At 62.5% G+C, this 18,228-nt stretch carries 15 protein-coding genes; 10 read left to right on the top strand and 5 right to left on the bottom strand.

The window, feature by feature from the left end; genetic code table 11:
* The first annotated feature begins 280 nt into the window (after window positions 1-280).
* Window positions 281-1,426, top strand: a complete 1,146-nt coding sequence (locus ACYPXD_RS32335; RefSeq protein WP_459721871.1) for a porin — start codon at window positions 281-283, stop codon at window positions 1,424-1,426.
* 57 nt (window positions 1,427-1,483) lie between these two features.
* Here the strand turns inward: ACYPXD_RS32335 and ACYPXD_RS32330 are convergent, their stop codons facing one another.
* Window positions 1,484-3,259 carry an MOSC domain-containing protein gene (locus ACYPXD_RS32330; RefSeq protein WP_459721866.1) on the bottom strand — a complete coding sequence of 592 codons (1,776 nt, stop codon included), beginning with the start codon at window positions 3,257-3,259 and terminating at the stop codon, window positions 1,484-1,486.
* Window positions 3,260-3,297: 38 nt separating this feature from the next.
* Complete coding sequence (locus ACYPXD_RS32325) at window positions 3,298-4,173, bottom strand: DUF427 domain-containing protein (protein WP_459721862.1); 876 nt, start codon at window positions 4,171-4,173, stop codon at window positions 3,298-3,300.
* 255 nt (window positions 4,174-4,428) lie between these two features.
* On the opposite strand from ACYPXD_RS32325, the gene ACYPXD_RS32320 reads away from it, so the two are divergent.
* From ACYPXD_RS32320 to ACYPXD_RS32295, 6 genes are all read left to right on the top strand, one after another.
* Entirely contained in the window at window positions 4,429-5,076 is a 648-nt protein-coding gene (locus tag ACYPXD_RS32320; RefSeq protein ID WP_459721859.1) for a DsbA family oxidoreductase, read from the top strand.
* 403 nt (window positions 5,077-5,479) lie between these two features.
* Window positions 5,480-5,761 carry a hypothetical protein gene (locus ACYPXD_RS32315; protein WP_459721855.1) on the top strand — a complete coding sequence of 94 codons (282 nt, stop codon included), beginning with the start codon at window positions 5,480-5,482 and terminating at the stop codon, window positions 5,759-5,761.
* Between the two features lie 220 nt (window positions 5,762-5,981).
* Entirely contained in the window at window positions 5,982-7,064 is a 1,083-nt protein-coding gene (locus tag ACYPXD_RS32310) for a substrate-binding domain-containing protein (RefSeq protein WP_459721852.1), read from the top strand.
* A 44-nt stretch (window positions 7,065-7,108) separates the two neighbouring features.
* Window positions 7,109-8,062, top strand: coding sequence for an ABC transporter permease (locus tag ACYPXD_RS32305; protein WP_459721849.1), 954 nt, complete (start codon window positions 7,109-7,111; stop codon window positions 8,060-8,062).
* Window positions 8,062-8,865, top strand: coding sequence for an ATP-binding cassette domain-containing protein (locus tag ACYPXD_RS32300; RefSeq protein ID WP_459721846.1), 804 nt, complete (start codon window positions 8,062-8,064; stop codon window positions 8,863-8,865). Before ACYPXD_RS32305 ends, ACYPXD_RS32300 begins: the two co-directional genes overlap by 1 nt.
* A gap of 169 nt (window positions 8,866-9,034) precedes the next feature.
* On the top strand, window positions 9,035-9,859 hold the full coding sequence (locus tag ACYPXD_RS32295) for a hypothetical protein (protein ID WP_459721843.1): 825 nt from the start codon (window positions 9,035-9,037) through the stop codon (window positions 9,857-9,859).
* A 56-nt stretch (window positions 9,860-9,915) separates the two neighbouring features.
* Here the strand turns inward: ACYPXD_RS32295 and ACYPXD_RS32290 are convergent, their stop codons facing one another.
* The 3 genes from ACYPXD_RS32290 to ACYPXD_RS32280 all read right to left on the bottom strand — a co-directional run bounded on the left by ACYPXD_RS32290 (window position 9,916) and on the right by ACYPXD_RS32280 (window position 14,418).
* A complete protein-coding gene (locus ACYPXD_RS32290; protein WP_459721840.1) occupies window positions 9,916-11,052 on the bottom strand; it encodes a peptidyl-alpha-hydroxyglycine alpha-amidating lyase family protein in 1,137 nt (378 codons plus the stop codon).
* Window positions 11,053-11,241: 189 nt separating this feature from the next.
* On the bottom strand, window positions 11,242-12,678 hold the full coding sequence (locus tag ACYPXD_RS32285) for a sugar porter family MFS transporter (RefSeq protein ID WP_459721837.1): 1,437 nt from the start codon (window positions 12,676-12,678) through the stop codon (window positions 11,242-11,244).
* 237 nt (window positions 12,679-12,915) lie between these two features.
* The gene (locus ACYPXD_RS32280; RefSeq protein ID WP_459722408.1) at window positions 12,916-14,418 is read right to left on the bottom strand and encodes a carbohydrate porin; all 1,503 of its coding nucleotides are present in this window, start codon (window positions 14,416-14,418) and stop codon (window positions 12,916-12,918) included.
* 1,037 nt (window positions 14,419-15,455) lie between these two features.
* On the opposite strand from ACYPXD_RS32280, the gene ACYPXD_RS32275 reads away from it, so the two are divergent.
* From ACYPXD_RS32275 to ACYPXD_RS32265, 3 genes are all read left to right on the top strand, one after another.
* Window positions 15,456-15,596, top strand: coding sequence for a hypothetical protein (locus ACYPXD_RS32275; protein WP_459721834.1), 141 nt, complete (start codon window positions 15,456-15,458; stop codon window positions 15,594-15,596).
* A 182-nt stretch (window positions 15,597-15,778) separates the two neighbouring features.
* Window positions 15,779-17,539 (top strand): ABC transporter permease, encoded by a 1,761-nt coding sequence (locus tag ACYPXD_RS32270; protein ID WP_459721832.1) that lies wholly within the window; start codon window positions 15,779-15,781, stop codon window positions 17,537-17,539.
* Window positions 17,540-17,550: 11 nt separating this feature from the next.
* Window positions 17,551-18,228 (top strand): ABC transporter ATP-binding protein (locus ACYPXD_RS32265; RefSeq protein ID WP_459721828.1); only part of this gene is annotated, 678 nt, incomplete at its 3' end.

The raw sequence follows: 18,228 nt of genomic DNA, 5'->3' as shown, positions 1-18,228 counted from the left end.
GAAAATCAAGCCTCTGCCGCTTCGCTTCGATCGGGACGGTCAGGTTTCCCTCGCTTACAGAGGCGGGAAGCGCGCCTGACACGCGGAACCCGCATGCAACGCTCCGCTCTATGTTTGCGGTCAAGAAGCGCGTTACCTCATCGCAGTGTTGAACTGTCGATGTTTTCAACGCGCCTATTGATCCTTGAAATCCCCCTACAGCCTGTTCACGACATGTCGCGTCCGCGGGGTCGCATAGGACGCGCATGCCTGACATTTTATTTCGCGCTTTGGAGACAAGATGAAGAAGATGACGGCCGCTCTTGCGGTGACCGGTGCGTTTGCAGGTCACGCGTATGGCCAAAGCAGTGTCACGTTGTACGGCATCATTGACGAAGGAATCACTTATACGAATAACCAGGCAGGACATAGTACCTGGCAGGAAACCGATGGCGCGATCAACACAAGCCGCTTTGGATTGCGCGGCAATGAAGATCTCGGTGGCGGTCTCCAGGCGATCTTCCGGCTCGAAAACGGCTTCAACGCGGGCAATGGCACCCTGCGTCAGGGCGGCCGTCTGTTTGGACGGCAAGCGTATGTCGGGCTGGCATCGTCGCAGTTCGGCACGGTCACGTTAGGCCGTCAATACGATAGCGTCGTCGACTACCTCGGCCCGCTCGCCTTGACGGGCACGCAATACGGCGGCACTTTCTTTGCGCACCCGTTCGATAACGACAATCTCGACAACGACTTTCGCGTCAACAACTCGGTCAAGTTTCAAAGTCCGAATTACCGCGGCTTCCAGGCGGGCGCGTTGTATGGGTTCTCGAACGATGCGGGAGATTTCGCCAACAATCGCGCATACAGCTTCGGCGCATCGTACGCGTTCAAAGGCGTGTCGGTCGCGGCGGCCTATCTGCAGATCAACCAGAACCTGACCACCGCTGCGATTTCGAACACGAGTGGCGCGCTCAATGGCGATGCCACGTTCTTTGCCGGCCGGCAAAGAATCTGGGGCGCCGGCCTGAAATACTCGTTTGGCCCGTTCACGACAGACTTCGTCTATACGACGACGCTGCTCAACAACGCGCTGGGCATTTCGGCGGGAGAGTCGGGCGTATCGGGCGGCTTCGGCCTGAATGGCGGCAGCGTGCGCTTTAACAACTACGAAGTGAACGGACGCTATACGCTCGGCTCGCCGTGGACGATCGCGGTCGGCTATGTGCATACCGACGGCAGCGTCGACGCGGCGCGTCCGCACTGGGATCAGGTCAATGTCCAGGCGGCGTACCTGTTCTCGGTCCGCACGCAGGTCTATGTGCAGACCGAGTACCAGCACATCGCGCAGGACGGCCTGCCGCTCGGCGCGATCATCAGCGGCTTGCCGGCGGCGTCGACGACGCCGAATCAGGTTGCGGTGACGCTGGGGCTGCGTCACACGTTCTGATCGGCGCCTGTAGATCCGGCTTATAGGTCCGCCTTATAGGTCCGCCTATAGGCCGTCTTAAAGGTCGATCACAACGTCGCCGACGGGCTGCGAGCAGCAGATGAGCACGTTGCCGTCCGCGGGCTTGTCGAGCGGCTCCGGCCCGTACGCGACGTTTCCCGACACCAGGCCGCTCTCGCAGTTATGGCATACGCCGGTCCGGCACGACCATCGGACCGGCACATCGCACGCTTCAGCCAGCTCGAGAATGCTCGGATACACGGCCGCATTCCAGTGCGCGGCAATGCCGCTGCGTGCAAACGAAACCAACGCGCCGGTCTTCGCATCGTCTCCGGGCGGATGCGGCGCACGCGCCTGCGCGCCGACGATGCCCGGCGTCAGCGATTCGCCGCCGTTGAAAATTTCCGCATGAATGCGCTCGGGTGCGACGTTCATCGCGGCGAGCGTGTCCTTCATCTCCGCCATGAAGCGAGCCGGCCCGCACAGATAGAAATCCGCATTGCGTTCGACGCCGGCCTGATCGAAAACCGCGCGCGACAGGCGGCCCACCGCATCGAAATGTTGGCCGGGCTGGTCGCTCGGATCGGGCTTGCTATAACAGACGTAGCTGTTGCCATGCGCGAGTGCGCGAGCCAGACGTCGCGCTTCGTCGGCGAATGCATGGTGACGCCCATCGCGCGCGCCATGCAGCCACCACACGTGGCGAGTCGAGCCCGCCGCCGACAGCGCGTGCAGCATCGCCAGCACCGGCGTTGCGCCGATACCGGCGCTGAGCAGCACGACGGGGCCGTCACCGGGCTGCAGCACAAAGCTCCCTCGCGGTGCGCTCACATCGAGCCTGTCGCCGACGTGCACCTGCCGGTGCAGATACGTTCCGCCTGCACCGTTCGGTTCGAGCTTCACGCTGATCCGATAGCGCTGCGTCGAAAGCGCGCCCGAGAGCGAGTAGCTGCGAAAGAACGGCGAACCGCCGTCGGCACGCGGCAAATGCAGCACGACATATTGTCCGGGCAGCGCCATCGGCAGCGGCTCACCGTCGCCGCTTTCCAGCGTGATCGACAGCACGTCCGCGGACGCCTCTTCGAGCGCGGCCACTTTGAGCGAGCGAAAGCCCGGCGCAACCGGATGCGACGCGGCGGCCGGTGCGAGCCCCGCGTTGCCGCCGGTCGGGCCGTCCTGCGCACCGCTGGTCTGCTCGCGCAGCAGCGCATCGAAAGACCAGCGCCAGCCGGGCGAGAGCGCCTTGATTCGCAACGCGCGCTCGAGTTTGTCGCGCGGATGATGCGGCGAATAGAGCAGGGCGTTGATTTCGGCGACCGTCATCCGCTCGTCGGCCCCGCCGACCTTGACGATTTCGTCGCCGGCGCCGACCTCGCCTTCCTGCAGCACGCGCAGATAGAACCCGGGCCGGCCGCTCGACGTCAGCAACGCCGGCATGCGCGGTTCGTTGGTCCGGATACCGACGCGATAGCAGGTTACGCGCGGCTGTGTGACTTCGAACACCGCGTCGCCGATCCGGTAGCGGTCGCCGATGCAGACCTCGGAATCGGGCAGCCCTTCGATCGTGAAGTTTTCGCCGAACTGCCCGTACGTGAAGTCGCTGCGATGCAACTGCTGCTGCCAGTGGCGATACGATTCGATCTGGTAGACGAACACCGCGCGCTGCTCGCCGCCATGCCCGGCCGTATCGCCTTGACCGTCGCCGGCGAGATTGAGGCGGCTCGCGCGGCAGCGGCCCTGCACCGGATCTTTCCAGATGCCGGTGTACACGGTGCGGCCTTTCCATTCGATATTGCGCGGCAATCCAACGTTGACCGATAGTAGTCGACCCATGTTTCCCCTCCGCAACGATGCTTGAGCGCTGTGATGACTTATGCCGACGGCCGCTCGCGCAATTGCACTTCGTGCACCGTGAGCTCGCGATCGACGCCGTGTGGAATCACCGTTTGCCCCGGCTCGAGATGAAGCGCCTTGCCGTCGATATGCACGCTGACGATGTCGGGCTCGAACGACACGTAGTTCGCCACACGGCTCACTTCCGGGTAAGTCTCCGGATACGTCCACGCGGCAAGGCGCGCGTCGTCGATGTCGTAGTAGCTGCAAACGCCCTTGTACGGGCAGAACGTTTTCGTCTCGACGCTGGTGAGCGCGGACAGGTCGATATCGTCGCGCGGCACATACCAGCGCGGCGCAAAGCCCGATTCGTAGAGCGCGAGCGGCCGCTTGGTATCGGCAATCACGCGGTCGTGATGACGGACCACGAGGTGACGCGACGTCTCGCGAATATCGATGCGGTGATACGGGTCCGCTGCATGGCCGACGATCCGTTCGTCTTCCTCATAGAACGCGTCCATCATGCGCCACGCGAATGCCACGCGGTTGTCGAGCACGTCCGCATGCTCCGGTAAGCCTGTATGCTGCCACGCACCGCGCTGTGCGACCTGCTCGCCCGCGCGCACCGCGAACCACGCGGTCGCGCCGAGATCCTGGTGACGCGTCGTATGTTCGAGGCGCTCGAGCACGCCCGTCGCAATATCGCTTTCCGGGAAGTACGCAACCGGGTAGCGCGCCGGTTCGAAAAGCAGCACGACGTTTTCGCTATCGGCAATCCACTTGCCGCCGAAGTGCACGCGCATGCGGCGGCGCAGCGGCTCGGCATAGAGCAGGCGTTTGGGCAGCGGGTCGGGAACGAGAAAGCGGCCGATCGCTCCGGACGCGAGCGGGCCTTGTTGCCATGAGAGTCCCATTGCGGTTCCTCCGTGTCTTCATGTAACCGGTAACCGTTAAAATATCGGAATGCGCCATGCGATGCCGTCATACGTCATATGAACCGCGCTCGCGTGGTCGGCAAACGGCATGAATTCGAGTGTCGCCGAATTCGACGGTTTGCGCATTGTGTGTATGCAGAGCAGAACTTTTCGAATCGCGTTAACCTGTTTCGCGATCGCCGCCTTTAAAGGTGAAGGGCGGTGCCCGAAACAGATGTCTTCATCAGGATCACGATGACTCCGCTACGAATCGACTTCATCTCCGATATCGCGTGCCCGTGGTGCGCGGTCGGCCTTGCCTCGCTGCAACGCGCGCTTGCGAACCTCGGCGAAGCGGGGCGCGCCGAGTGGGTCATGCACCCATTCGAGTTGAACCCGCAGATGGGCCCGGAAGGTCAGGGTATCGTCGAATATCTGGGCAACAAATACGGCCGCACGCCGGCGCAGATCGCCGAATCCCAGGCGGTGATACGCGAGCGCGGCGCAAGCGTCGGCTTTGCGTTCGGCGAGCGCGAGTTCGTCTACAACACGTTCGACGCGCACCGGCTGCTGCAATGGGCTGGTGAAAAAGAGGGCAAACAGCTCGCGCTCGAAACAGCGTTGATGCGGGCCTATCACGGCAACGGCAACGATGTGAGCGATCACGACGTGCTGGTTGCTGCCGCGCAATCGGTCGGGCTCGATGCGCAGGAAGCGCGCCGTGTGCTGCAGAGCGACGCCTATGCCGACGCGGTGCGCGCCGACGAACAGGAAACGCACGCAATGGGTATCAGCTCGGTGCCCGCGATCATTTTCAACCGGCGCTATCTCGTGTCCGGCGGGCAGCCCGTCGAAGCATTCGAGCAGGCGCTGCGTCAAATTCTCGCCGAAGAAAAAGCGTAGCCGCCATCGCTGCGACCGCGCCAGACGATTGAACCGGATCTCCGGTTTTTCAAAAGCGCGGCTGGATTTTCGACCAGCACGAGCCTATAACCTTAAAAAAGAACAATCGGCTTCCACGAATAGAGCTTGATTATCGGCTCTCCGGTGCGTGCATTAATTATAGAAATCCGGCCACGCGTGGCGTATCTGCCTCACACGCACCGTCTTTCATCGTGCTTTCGCGCTCCGCCGCTTCCGGAGCGCATCTTGGGCTTTGCCGAGAGCGGACTCTTTTCCTGCAATCGGTAAGCAGTAGTCTGGTCGATACAAATCGCTTTCAGTATCTGTTTTTCTTACTCACGCAATTCGTTTTGACATCCTTATCGGATGAAGGCGGATTGCATTCCGAATTCAGGTGAAGAAAATGAAAGCTCTTTATGTTCCGGTGTTGGCGGCAACCGCGCTATTTTCCATTTCCGGTGTCGCTTTTTCACAGACATGGCAGGCCCCGGCCAATGCCGACCCGCAAGCGGCGCCAGGCGCGACATCGACGATGTCGCAGCCGAATGCCGACCCGTCTCGCATGAACCGCTATGAAAACGACGCGACGGGTCCGCAGCCCGGCGGATCGAGCGGCAGCGGACGAGGCAGGAACGGCGCCCGCTGCACAGTCGGATTGTCGTGCGACATCTATCAGGGAAGCTAAACGGCATAGCGCCGTGGAGGCGCTACATCCCAATAGTCGGACTACTTTAGGGTATACATTGATTATTCGGCCACAGGCCGTGTTATAGGATTTTCCGCAGTTGTCAGGAGCACAGGCATGCACGCGGTTTGTAAGGTGTATTGAAGTCCGGCTCCGGCGCTTTCCTGGCCCGCGCCGTCATGCACACAGCAAGTCAATAACTAAGAGACTGGAGGATGACATGGCCGGTAAGCCGGAACGCGATGGGGAAGAAGTGCAGGAAATGCGCCGTGGATTGCTGCAGGGCGCGGGCTTAGGCGCCGCACTGGCGCTGCTGGGAGGCGCAATCACGCCAGCGCAGGCGGCGGAAGGCGCGCCGTTTCCAGGTCACAAGCGCTGGAAAATCGTCTTCGTCAATCACGTGACGACGAATCCGTTTTTCGTGCCGACGCAATACGGCATTCAGGACTCCACCGCGTTGCTCGGCATGGACTACCAGTGGACCGGTTCGGCCAACGCCGATATCGGCGAGATGGTGAACGCGGTCAACGCCGCCGTGGCCGCGAAAGCCGACGCGATCGCCGTGCCGATCGTCGATCCGAAAGCCTTCGACAAGCCGATCCAGGCCGCGCTCGACGCAGGCATTCCCGTGTTCTCCTACAACGCCGATGCGCCCCAGGGTTCGAGCAATCCGCGCCTCGCGTATATCGGGCAGGATCTGTATCTGTCCGGCTATCAGATGGGCGAGCGCATCGCGAGTCTCGTCGATAGCGGTCTCGTTGCGCTGTTTATCGCGACGCCGGGCCAGCTCAATATCCAGCCGCGCCTCGACGGCGCCGTGGCGGCGATCAAGAAGTCGGGCAAGAAGATCGACGTGCAGACCATCGCGACCGGCGCGACCGTCAACGAGGAATTGTCGAAGATCAAATCGTTCTACCTTGGTCACCAGGACCTGAAGGGCATGTTCGCGGTGGACGCGGGCAGCACGCAAGGTGTGGCGCAGGTGATGAAGGAGAACAATCTGCCGTCGAAGGGTGTGCATGGCGGCGGCTTCGACCTGCTGCCGACCACGGTGCAGCTGATTCATGACGGCTTCCTCGACTTCACGATCGATCAGCAGCCCTACGTGCAGGGCTTCTATACGGTAGTCGAGGCGTTTACGTATCTCGCATCGGGCGGACTCGTCGGGCCGGCCAATATCAACACCGGCCTCAAGTTCGTCACGAAGGGCTCTGTCGATCCGTATCTGAACACGTCGACGCGTTACGAAGGCAAGAGCACCAAGCCGCAAATTGTCCCTCACTCGGGAGCGATTAAAGGGTGACGTCTTCGGTCGCGGATCAACATAAGGCTCGCCGGCGGCCGCGATTGCTATCGCGGTCGCTGATTCGCTCGAGCGAGGTGCGCATCTTCGTGGTCGCGCTGATTCTTTGCGCGTACTTCCAGTTCGTCAATCACGATTTTCTGCTGTCGGGCGCGAGCCTGCAGAACCTGTCGCAATACATTGCGCCGGTCGCGCTGATTGCATTCGGCGAAATCATGCTGATGATCGGCGGCGAGATCGATCTGTCCGCCGGGATGGTGTTCGCGTTTGCGCCGTTCATCATGTATTTCGGCATCGAGGCGGGTTTTCCGGTCTGGCTCGCGATACTTGCGGGTCTGGCAGCCGCGGGCGTGGTCGGTTTCATCAATGGCGCGGTGACGGTGTATTTGCGCATTCCGTCTTTCGTCACGACGCTCGGCACGCTGTTCTTCGTCAACGGCTTCACGTTGACGATCTCGCAGGGCACGCCGGTCCCCTCGCCGCAAAACACCTGGCTTGCGAAGTGTATGGGCGAGTGGGGCTATAGCGAGATCATCTGGGCCGTTGCGCTCGCGGCAATCATGCATGTATTGCTCAGGCACACGCGCTGGGGCCTGCATACGGTGGCGTCGGGCGCGAATCCGCTCGGTTCGAGCGAAGCGGGCATTCGTATCAAGCGCCTGAAGCTCGGCAACTTCGTGATTGCGGCGATGCTCGCGGGCCTGACCGGCATTCTCGAATGCCATCGCATCGCATCGATCGATCCGCAGGCCGGCGGCAATCAGATCATGTTCCTCGCGGTCGCTGCGGGCGTGATCGGCGGGACGCCGCTCGCGGGCGGCTCGGGCACGATTATCGGCGGACTGATCGGCGCCGCGGTGCTCGGCATTCTCAGCGACGGCTTCACGCTGATCGGCATCAATGCGTTCACGTTCAATATGATTCTCGGCGCGGCGATTCTCGCGGCGATGATCTTCAATATTCATGTGGTCCGGCTGGCACGCAAGGGAGAGTACTGATGTCCGACGTGCCCGAGGTGCCGGTTCAGACGCGCAATGAGGCGCCGGTCGAAGCGCTGCGCGGCGACGATATCGTCAAGCGGTTCGGCGCGGTGACCGCGCTCGACGGGGTTTCGTTGACGCTCAAGAAAGGCGAAATTCTCGGCATACTCGGCGACAACGGCGCGGGCAAGTCGACGCTGATCAAGATTCTCACCGGCTTTATTCAACAGACGAGCGGCAAACTCTTTCTGAACGGCGTCGAAACGATGCTGCGCTCAGTCGATCACGCGCGCGCGCTGGGTGTCGAGTGCGTGTATCAGGATCTCGCGCTTGCGAATTCGCTGAGTATTTATCACAACATGTTCCTGAACCGCGAGATCATTCATCGCGGCCCGATTCCGCTGCTCAACAATCGTGCGATGCGCGCTCGCACGGCGGATTTTCTCGAAGAGATCGGCGTGCACGTGCCGTCGGTCGATCTGCCCGTCGAACAATTGTCGGGTGGCCAGCGGCAGGCGATTGCGGTCGCGCGCGCGGTGCATTCGGACGCGAAGATCCTGCTGCTCGATGAACCGCTCGCCGCAATGGGCGCACGCGAAGCCGGATTGATCATCGATCTGATCCTGCGGTTGAAGGCGAAGGGCGATCTGTCGATCATCATGATCATGCACAACTATGCGCAGACGCTCGATATCGCCGATCGCGTGATGCTGATGCAGCGAGGCCGTGTCACGTACCAGCGCGAAGCGGCGAGCACATCGGTCGCGGAACTGATGGACATCGTACGGCGCGAATATCGCACGATGCGCACGGCGTCCTGAGTTCGCCGAAACGTTATTTCCCCTTTATTTCCGCGATATTTTTTGTTTTCTTCAGACTGAATCGTCGATATCGGGCAATTTTTTTCCGCAGCGCAAAAGGGCGTGTTTGCGGAAGCGTCGGCTATCATGAAAGGATCGTTTGCAAGGGCCGTCGTCCGCAGGTGCAGATATGACGAAAGTAGGTAAGACGCTCATCGGAGTGCTGGTCGCGGTGGACCTGGCGTTCGTTTTTTACATCATGTCCCCGCAAATCGACCACGCGGGCAGTAAAAGTGACGACTCCGCAGAGGCCGCGGCAAAAGGAGCCGAACTTGAAGCAGGTGTGATTGCGAGTGCGAGCAACGGCGCGCAGGTGGCGTCGGGCTCGATTGCAGGCGGTACGTCGGACTCCTCCGCGCCGAGTGCCACATCGAGTGCGGGGCGCGTTGCCGTGGCGCCGCCTCCCGCCACATCGAGTGCGAGTCGTATTGCGGCAGCACCGCCACCCAAACCTGTCGCGGTTCCCAATGCGTTGCTCGACCGCAAACCCGGTCCCGCAGCAGTGGCAGCCGCGTCTTCTCCGGCTACGGCTCCGGTGCCCACTGCATCGGGCAATGCGACCCAGGAGCGCGTGGCCGTGCGTCAACAGGCGGTCAAAACCGTCGACGTGACGAATGCTCGCAAGGTCGTCGATGCGAAAACGAGCGTCGCTTCGCGTAGCGAGCGCGCCGCGGATGACGCCCATTCGAATGCTTCAAATACTGGCTCGAGCGCGGGATCGAACGCTGTCGGCGCTGCCATGACCGAGGCGCTCGTCAGGCAGTCCGCGATGCTCGATCCTAATTTACCGCCGCCCGATATGTCGAAGTCCGTTTCGATGCACGATGTTTCCGATACCTCGTCGCGCGGTGGCGCGAATCCGGTTGCGGCCGCGATGACGGAGCAACTGGTCAGGGAATCGACGAGGTTCACTCCGCCCGCGCACCACGCGCCAACGCAGGCGGGCGCGCAGTAGCGACGCGTATTGACGACTCACCACCGGTGCCCCCTGGCCATGTAAAGCATGGCTTGTCACGCATGCAGAATCAGCTTCTGCACGCGCCAGTTCAAAAGCTCGCCCACCCAAAGCACGTTTTCGGCCGGACATGCCATTTCGTGTATCCAGCCGAACTGCTTGAGCTGCTTGCCGGATTCGCCGAGCACACCGAGCAGCTGACCATCGAGCGTCAGCTTGTAGATGCGCCCAGGCCAGGCGTCCGCGCTATAGAGCACCGGGTTCGGCCCCGGCGAGATGCAGATCGCCCACGGCGAGCCCGGCGCAAACGTGCCCGCTGCGACCTCCGCTTCGCTCGGAATATTGCCGATCGCGGGACGCGCGCCCGAAGGCACGGGCACATCGATCGTGAATTGCCGCAGAAAGTTGCCATCGGTGTCAAACACCTGGATGCGCCGGTTGCTGCGGTCCGCCACGTAGATATGGTTGTTCCGATCGACCGCGATGCTGTGCGGCGTATGAAACTGCCCAGGCCCTGTGCCGCGATCGCCCCATGATTTAAGCCAGTTGCCGTTGCGGTCCACCTTGGCGACGCGCGAGTTGATATAGCCGTCGCTGATATACGTGTTATCGGACGAGTCCCACGCGACGTCCGTCACCTGACGGAAACGCCCCGGCTCCGCGGGCAGCGGCGGATTCGGATGCTTGAGCGGCGCGGTGTCTTCATCGGAGGCTTCCTGTTTGCGGCCGAACACCATCGCGACGCGCCCTTCGGGCGTGAACTTGATGATCATGTCCGAGCCCTTGTCGGTCACCCAGATATTGTCGTGACGATCGATCTTGACCGTATGCGCAAACGACCACGCATAGAGGTGGTGGCCGATCTCGCGAACGAACTTGCCGTTCGGTGCGAATTCGAGCAACTGGGCTGCCGCGGCGCCATAGGCGGGGCCGGTGGAGTTGCCGCGCGACAGCACGAATACGTGGCCGTGCGAATTGACCGCGACACCCGAGCATTCGCCGAAGTAGATATCATTCGGCAGCGTCACCGGATTGGGGACCGACTCGTAGGAAATCGAAGGAACGGTCTGCGCGCTTGCAAGACCCGGTGCGGCGGCGAGTGCGGCAGCGGCGGTAAGAAATTGCCGACGTGTAAAACCGCGTAGAGAAGGATCGGTACAACACGGACAGAACAGCGTGTGCTGCGCGCTCATCGAACGTCCCCTCGTCAGTGGATGACCGCGACGATGGTTGCAACTTTCGTCGTACAGGTCAATCCTGTGTAACGAGAGATCGGGCGTATTTCCGGTTCGGGCGCGATGCGAGCGACTGCATGAGCGGCATGAGCGGCATGAGCGCGAGCGCGTGTTCACGCGCCGCGCATACGCATGGCAGCGACGTCGTCAATCGATCTTGCCGAGATCGCGCAGCCGCTTGCCCGCCAGCAGATTCTGGCCGATCCGCTCGAGCGACACGCCACGCGTCTCCGGCACATAAAGAAACACGGCCACACCAAACGCCACATTCAGAATCGCGTAGAGCAGGAACGTGTTCGATTCGCCAAGCGACGAGAGCAAGCTAAGAAAGGTTGCGGCCACCACCATATTGGCGGCCCAGTTGACGAATGTCGAAACCGCAATACCGAAGTCGCGTCCTTGCTGCGGCTGGATTTCGGAGCACAGAATCCACACGAGCGGTCCCGCCGACATCGCGAAACCGGCGATAAACAGCAGCAGCGAAGCGACCGCAATAATCTGCGCGGCCGTGCTCGCAATGCCGGCATGCAGCAGCAGTCCGAGCACACCCATGCCCACCGCCATCACCGCGCAACCGGCATAGAGAATCGGCTTGCGGCCCCAGCGGTCGACAAACGCGATCGCACCGAACGTGGCGATCACATTGACGAGCCCGACGACGACCGTGGCCCATAACTGCTGCTCGTGCGTCGCAAAACCGGCGAGCCCGAAAATGCGTGGTGCGTAATACATCACGACGTTGATGCCCGTCAGTTGCTGGAAGATCTGCAGCACCGCGCCCAGCGCCACCGAGCGGCGGAAATTCGGGTTTGCGCGCAACAGGCCCCAGCCCTGCTTCGGCTGCGCATTCTGTTCGGTGACTTCGCGAATTTCAGCCTCGACATCGGCCGGATCGTCGTAAAGACGCTGCAGCACTGCCTGCGCTTCGGGCATGCGGCTGCGCGCCATCAGCCAGCGCGGGCTGTCGGGCAATGCGATCACGCCGAGCAGAAAGATCACGGCGGGAATGGCGATCACGCCGAGCATCCAGCGCCAGTCGGCCACATACGAGAGCCCGATGTTCGATAGAAAGGCCGCGAGGATGCCAACCGTGATCATCAACTGGTACGTCGAGATCATCGCGCCCCGCACTTGCCGCGGCGCGACTTCCGACAGGTACAGCGGCGCGGTGAACGACGCGACGCCGACCGCGAGACCGAGAATCAGCCGCGCGGCGATCAGGTGCTCGGGGTTGCTCGCGAAGCCCGACCACAGCGAGCCGATCATGAACAGCACCGCGGCGAGCCCGAGCGCGTAGCGGCGCCCGATATGCCATGCAAGCCAGCCGGCGCCGATCGCGCCCATCGCCGCGCCGACCATCATCGAGCTGACGATCCACTCCTGCACGCTGTCGTTGAGCATGAACTGCTTCGCGATAAATGGCAGCGCGCCGGAAATGACGCCGATATCGAGCCCGAACAGCAGGCCGGCCAACGCGGCCATCAGGCAGACAAACACGCCGTAGGGATTCGAACCCAACGAAGCAAAAACAGACGTTCTGGCGGCGGGGGATGGGGTAGCGGGGGGCTTGGCGATCGTGGTCATATAGACGGCTCCGGTTTAATGGATGGTGGCGGGAGCGGCGCCATCGGTCGCATCGCGCGGCATCGATTATTGTCGTTTCGCCGGTCTTCCGGTCCCCACTGCACCATGATCGGACATCGCAATGAGCGCAGACTTAGCGCAGGTGCGCAAGATTGGCGAAATCGCACGATCGCGCGCGTCGCGCCGATGCGCTCATGTGCGCTCGGGCGTGATCACGTGCGATCAGACCTCACCAGTTTAGAACGTCAGCGTCGTGCGCACACCAATCACGAACTCGTTGCCGATGCGCTCGGCCGGATTGTCCGGATTCGGAATGCCGCCGGATGGCCGGAAAAAGTACTGCGCGTCGCCCTGCACCTGCCACCACGGCGCGATCTGATAATCGTACGTCGCTTCGATCACCGTTTCCGCGCTGCGCGACGGAAAACCCGGTGTGGTTTGTGCGGTAACGCTCGCGAGATCGCGCGCATGCGAACCGATACGCGCGTAGCCGACCGCGATGCCGGCGACATCGTTGTCGCGCCCTTTGAACGGCGCCTTGAGTGTGACGCCGGCATTCATGCCCAGGCTGACCAGATTGCGGTCGCCGGGCGCGCCCATGAGCCGCGCGAACACGCCGACCGAACGGGGGCCACCGTTGCTGTCGCGCCAGACCATCTGGTCCGCGACCGCATAGACGCTCCAGTTGCCATGATGGCTTTGCGCAATGCCGCTGCTTGCCGGGCTTGCGAGCGATACGCCGTTGCTCGCGATGCCCTGATCGTCGAACGACTGCGTGTCGTACCAGAAGCCGAGCTTCCACGTGCCGGGCAAGCCCGCGGATGGCGCGTCGGCCGGGGCGCCGGCGGGATTGGCGGCGGAATTGGCGGAATTCGCGGCCGGCTGATTGAACGCGTACTGGATCTCGCCGATGATCAACGCGCCGTCGCGCAGGCTGAAGTTCGTGCCATGCGCGTTGAACTGCTGCGGATCGCCAGTGCCGTTGCCGGCCGGATTGCTGCCGAATACGCCGGCGAGCACGGTCACCTTGTCGCTCGGCGTCGCGCGCACGCGCACGCCCGGCGACGCGAGCGGATACGAGGGGCCGCCGGCGGGCAGATCGACCGACGGCAGCGCCGACCAGCCGAACGTCGCATTCATGAACGTGCTTGCGTATTCGCTCGTCATGAATTCCTGGTCGACGCTTTGTTCGCCGAGCTTGATATCGACGCGGCCGCCCGCGAGCGACTGCTGATACCACAGCTCCCACAGACGCGTCGACGCATCGGCCTCGACGCCGCTCGCGAACTGCAAGGTCTGCAGATTGCGCGTGCTCAGGTTGGTGCCGTGAATCTGCAGGCCGGACACGTTGAAAATGCCGCCTGGCAGGCCGAACGCCTTTTGCGTGTCGACACCGATGCTGAATTCGGTGACCCCGTCGTATGCGCCGCCGCGCGCGGTGCCGCCCGACAGGTTGTTCAGGTACTCGCTGGTTTCCTGCAGGCCGAAGCTCACGCCGTAACGGCCGAGCCACGGGCGCAGGCCGCCGAGATCGCCGAACAACGTTGCGCGGTTCCAGAGGTCGGTTGGCGCCGAATCCGGTGCCGAATTCGGTGCGGGGTTCGACGCAGGGTTTGATGCAGGGTTTGATGCAGGGATCGGTGCCGCGGTTTGCGCGGAAGGCTGTGCCGGTGCCTGCGCGGCGGGGTTCGCGTCGTCGGACTGCGCGAGCGCCTGCACGCTGCAGAGCGCGAAAGGCATCGCAAAGCCGAACGCCTTCGCGAAACGCGTAACAATCGGGTCAATCGGGCGAATGAACATAGACACCTCTGTCCAGCTTGTCCGTATGCGGACAGGCGACGTATCGAAACGCGGCCGTCTTCGCAAAGTCCTGCAGCAGGCGAAAACGGTCAGACAAAGTAAGCGTGCGGAAAGACGCGCGCTAACTCCGAAACAGGGAGCTAGCGGCCAGGCATGATCCTCGCGGCTAGCTCGTCGCAATGGCGCCGGCTTTGGCCGGCATCGGACTTCCACTACTTGAGCAAGTGTCCACAAGGGACTCCTTTTATCGAGACGGGCGGATTTTATTCACGGCCCCCCCAAAGCCGCAAGCAAAAATTTCGTAGACGTGTGAGATCGATACCACGCGGCCGGATGCGACGAAAAAGCGGGGCGGCCCTGAGGCAGAGCGGGCAGAGCGGATTGGGCGCCGTAAGCTTTGAAGGCTGGGTGGTTTATCGGACACGGGTTCACGGATAAGGTTGACTCGGCAATGTCCGGCTGATTAAAATCCGCGAGTCTTCACAAAAGGGGCCGTCATTGGACTCCAGCAGTAGTCGATCTTCGAACAGTTTGTCTGTCTGAACGACGGAACGTCCGCCCTCCCCAGCAGTTTCCTGGCCGCCGTTCTGCCCTCAGGCAGGCGGTGCGCGTCTTGCAAGATCCCCCGTGCACCTGTTGAGTCTATCTGGACGCGGCATCCGCGCGCCTGGATGACCTGCATCGCGACTGTGCGTTCGCGGTGTGGAATCGTAGTGCCAATATTTACGTCCGCTTTATGCGGGCGCCGTTAGCATAAAGCGGCGTCGTGCATAAGCCTGTATGCCCATGTTCATCGGTAAGGATGTCGAAATGCCAGACAGTGACAGTTATCCCATACGGCCATTCAGCCCATTCGCATTGCCTTTGTGTCTGACCGGAGCCAGCCGGTAGACGTCCACCTCAGCGAAGTGAGGTGTGCGTTTCTCGGGTAAAGCGTGCTTCGGCAAGTTGCGTCCGCCGGACGCTGGAGAAACCTCATGAACTTCGCTCTTCTGTTGCCTCAATTGCCTGACATTCTCGCGTCGCACGACTCGTTCGACGCGATGCCCGCCGCGCGTCCAGGCGCACTTCATCGGCTCGTCGCCTTCTGGCGCGGCCTGAAATCGGGCGGTCGCTGACACGAAGCCGTTCGTGTCATGCGGGGCGCGACGCCGATCCGGCGGCGCACCTTCGGTTCGCCACGCCGCCGTTGCCGCGCACACGGCGCCACGCCCCGCACCGATGTCTTGCCGGCCGCTCCGGCCGCGGCGAAACATCGGACAGCTTCTGCCGCATAAAAAACAGTGTCTGGTAACGCACGATGAATTTCAAACTCCATACAATCCCGACGCCCCTCGCATCGGCCACGCGCGTGCTGCCAAACCGCTGGGATTTCGTCGCCTTCCCGCTGATTTTCTGTGTGATCGCGATGGCGGCAAGCGGCCTGCACCAGACGTGGGCGCCGATGTCGACGCTGCGCGACCACGCGGTTTCGCTGGATCCCGCGAACCTGCCCGACTACGCGCTGCGCACCACCTTGCGCATGCTCGCGGCGATGGTCGCGTCGCTCGTGTTCACCCTTGTGTATGGCACGCTCGCGGCGAAGAGCCGCCGCGCCGAAAAAGTGCTCGTGCCGATTCTGGACATCCTGCAGTCCGTGCCGGTGCTCGGCTATATCTCGTTCACGGTCACGTTCTTTCTCGCGCTGTTTCCGGGCCGTGTGCTCGGCGCCGAGCTTGCCACCATCTTCGCGATCTTCACGAGCCAGGCCTGGAACATGACGTTCAGCTTCTATCAGTCGCTGCGCACCGTGCCGCGCGATCTGACGGAAGTGTCGCGCGGCTTTCATCTGACCGGCTGGCAGCGCTTCTGGAAGCTCGAGGTGCCGTTCGCGATGCCGGGCCTCGTCTGGAACATGATGATGTCGATGTCGGGCGGCTGGTTCTTCGTGGTCGCCTCGGAGGCGATTACGGTCGGCAACAACACCATCGTCCTGCCCGGCGTCGGCGCGTATCTCGCGCAGGCGATCGCGCAGAAGAATCTCGCGGCAGTCGGCTGGGCGATTGTCGCGATGACGGTCGTGATACTCGCGTACGACCAGCTTCTGTTCCGGCCGCTTGTCGCGTGGTCGGACAAGTTCCGCATGGAAACGACGCGCTCGAGCAATGCGCCGCAGTCGTGGCTGCTCGACCTGATCCGCGGCACCCGCCTCGTGCACCGGATGCTGCTGCCCGCGGGCATGATGCTGGCGAACGCGGCGCGCTGGCCGCTGCGCATGCCGCCGGCGCTGCTGCCGCGGACGGCGACCGCGGCGAAAGGCTCACAGCGCGACGCGGGCAAGCTCGGCGACGCGATCTGGTCGGTCGTCGTGTTCGTCGTTGCCACGTATGCGCTGTTTCGCGTCGTCAGCTATGTGCGCACGGGCGTCACGGCGGCCGATGTCGGCCATGTATTCGTGCTTGGCGCGATCACGCTGTTACGCGTGTTTTCATTGATCCTGCTGTCCTCGCTGATCTGGGTGCCGCTTGGCGTGCTGATCGGGCTGCGCCCCAGGCTCGCGGAAAAGATCCAGCCGCTGGCGCAGTTTCTCGCCGCGTTTCCGGCGAACCTGCTGTTTCCGGTATTCGTGATCGCGATCGTCCGCTGGCATCTGAACCCGGACGTATGGCTTTCGCCGCTGCTGGTGCTCGGCACGCAGTGGTACATCCTGTTTAATGTGATTGCGGGCGCGAGCGCCTATCCGAACGACTATCGCGAGGCGGCGAAGAATTTTCATATCCGCGGCTGGCAATGGTGGCGCCGCGTCATGTTGCCCGGCATCGTTCCGTACTACATCACGGGCGCAATTACCGCGTCGGGTGGCGCGTGGAATGCGAGCATCGTTGCCGAAGCCGTGCAGTGGGGCGACACGAAGCTCGCCGCGCACGGGCTCGGCGCCTATATCGCGCAGACCACATCGGACGGCGATTTTCAAAAGATTGTGCTCGGCATTGCCGTTATGTCGTTGTACGTGACGCTATTCAACCGCGCGCTGTGGCGCCCGCTCTATGCCTACGCCGAGTCCAGACTCCGGCTCGATTGAGGGAGGTTCAAATGAATGCTGAACTGCTATTGAATGAAGCGCTCGACCATGCGCCGCAAGCGGGCGTCGAAGTCTTGCGGGTCGACAACGTGCGCCACGGTTTCAACAAAATGCAGGGCGAACAGCTTGTGCTCGACGGTGTCGACCTGTCGCTGCGCGAAGGCGAAATCGTCGGGCTGCTCGGCCGTTCGGGGTCGGGCAAGTCGACGCTGTTGCGCATCATCGCCGGGCTGATCGAGCCGACCGACGGCGAAGTCACGTATATGGGCAAGCCGCTCGACGGGCCCGCCGAAGGCGTCGCGATGGTGTTCCAGACCTTCGCGCTGTTTCCGTGGCTCACGGTGCTGCAGAACGTCGAGGCGGGGCTCGAAGCGCAGGGCGTGCCCGCGCGCGAGCGGCGCGAACGCGCGCTGGCGGCGATCGACCTGATCGGTCTGGACGGTTTCGAGAATGCGTATCCGCGCGAGCTGTCGGGCGGCATGCGCCAGCGTGTGGGCTTTGCGCGCGCACTGGTGGTCGATCCGACGCTGCTGCTGATGGACGAACCGTTCTCCGCGCTCGACGTGCTGACCGCCGAAACGCTGCGTACCGACCTGCTCGACCTGTGGACGCAGGGCCGCATGCCGATCAAGTCGGTGCTGATCGTCACGCACAATATCGAGGAAGCGGTGTTCATGTGCGACCGCATC

This window comes from Paraburkholderia sp. 2C (assembly GCF_054589215.1).
The sequence above is the reverse complement of the archived record's forward strand: the minus strand, read 5'-3'. Positions and strand labels throughout refer to the sequence as shown.